Origin of the sequence: Bradyrhizobium sp., from assembly GCF_016462955.1 — a bacterium.
In the GTDB taxonomy this organism is placed as follows: domain Bacteria; phylum Pseudomonadota; class Alphaproteobacteria; order Rhizobiales; family Xanthobacteraceae; genus Bradyrhizobium.
In genome coordinates, this window is the sequence record NZ_JAEMSD010000450.1 from 1 (window position 1) to 1584 (window position 1584).

1 protein-coding gene and 1 pseudogene are annotated in these 1584 nt (G+C 61.7%); both read left to right on the forward strand.

Annotated elements, in window-relative coordinates:
- The first annotated feature begins 220 nt into the window (after positions 1–220).
- The gene (locus tag JHD07_RS31300) at positions 221–1288 is read left to right on the forward strand and encodes an ABC transporter substrate-binding protein (protein ID WP_291629177.1); all 1068 of its coding nucleotides are present in this window, start codon (positions 221–223) and stop codon (positions 1286–1288) included.
- Positions 1289–1350: 62 nt separating this feature from the next.
- Positions 1351–1584 (forward strand): annotated as a pseudogene (locus tag JHD07_RS31305) (hypothetical protein); the annotation flags it as partial.

The window sequence follows — 1584 nt, forward strand, 5'->3', positions numbered from 1 at the left end:
GACGTTCGATAAGTGCAATACGATCAGGCATCGTCGTGATCGATCCACGTTCTTTTGAACGATTCCAGTTCTGCGAGCCGCACTTGCGGCACGCGACGAACGATTTGCTTTTGCGTTTTCCTTCCATGGCACTATGTAGCCATGTCTGCGGCGCCATTGATCGTCATTGTTGCCCGAGGTTCTTGAATTGATGCTGCCGTCGTCGCGTCGTGGAAGACCATTGCTGAGCTTGGTGGCGATCCTCGTGGTCGCGCTCGGCGAATTCAGCTCGGCTCATGCGATCGATCTGACCGACCAGCGTAACCGCAAGCTTACGTTCAGCCGTCCGCCGGAGCGCCTGGTCATCATCCCGATCCCGGCGCCGTCGACCTTCATGGCAATCGATGGCAGCGAGAAGAAGATCGTCGGCATGAACGAATACGCCGCGCGCGCCATGCAGGAGGGCATTGCCGGAAAGCTGTTTCCGGACTTCAGGCAGATTCAGACGGGCGTGACGACCGGGGGAGATGCATCGAATTTCGCACCGAATGTGGAGACGATCCTCGCCTTGCGGCCGGATGCGATCTTCCAATGGGCCAACAACAGTGACGTCATCGGACCATTGGATCGGACCGGAATCCCCGTCGTCGGAATGCGCGTCGGCTCGTTCGAGAACTACGTCGAATACGTGAGGTTGATGGGAAAGATCGCGGGCAGGGAAGACCGTGCCGACGAACTTCTGGGAAAGCAGCAAGAGATCCGTCAGTCCCTTGCCTCGCGGTTTGCCGATCTGCCGCCGGCGCAGAGGCCGCGCGTCCTCTACTTCAATCGTACCACCAACGTGCTGCGCGTCAGCGGCCAGGGAACGGCGCAGGATCTCGCCATTCAACTGGCCGGCGGACAGAACGCGGTCGGCAGCGCGAGTTCGATCAGCACTGTGACCATCGAACAGATCCTGGCTTGGAATCCGCAAGTCGTCCTGCTCGGAAACTTCGATTCGGCGATGCCGTCCGATCTCTATCGCGATCCGCGCTGGCAGGGCGTCGATGCGGTTCGCGCTCGTCGCGTCTACCGCGTTCCGCTCGGCGGCTATCGTTGGGATCCGCCAAGTCATGAGTCGGCGCTCGGGTGGCTTTGGCTGGCGGGCCTGCTGCACCCCGAACGCGCGCAGGTGAACATTCGCAGCTCGGTGAGGGATTGGTTCGGCTTCCTCTACGACTACAAGCCGACGGACGAAGACATAGACGGCATGCTGTTTCTTCGCGAGAACGCCAGCTCCACCGGCTATGACGCCTATCGGGCTCGTTGATGGGAAGCGCGATCTCACGAGTGGCCGCGAGAGCCCAATCGCCGGGCGAACGATCCTATGCCTTGCTCTACGTCGCGCTTGCCGCGAGCTTGGTTCTCGTCCTGCTGTGGTCGGTCGCTTCGGGGCGGTATCAGGTCCCGTTCAACACGGTGCTGTCGATCATCCTGTCGCACCTGGTCGCCGTCAAGGCAACGTGGACCGCGACCGAAGCGGTGGTGGTCGAAACGGTGCGGCTGCCGCGCGTGCTCACCGCCGCCGTCGCCAGCCTCGATTGCCGCACACGCCTGCGCCAGCCC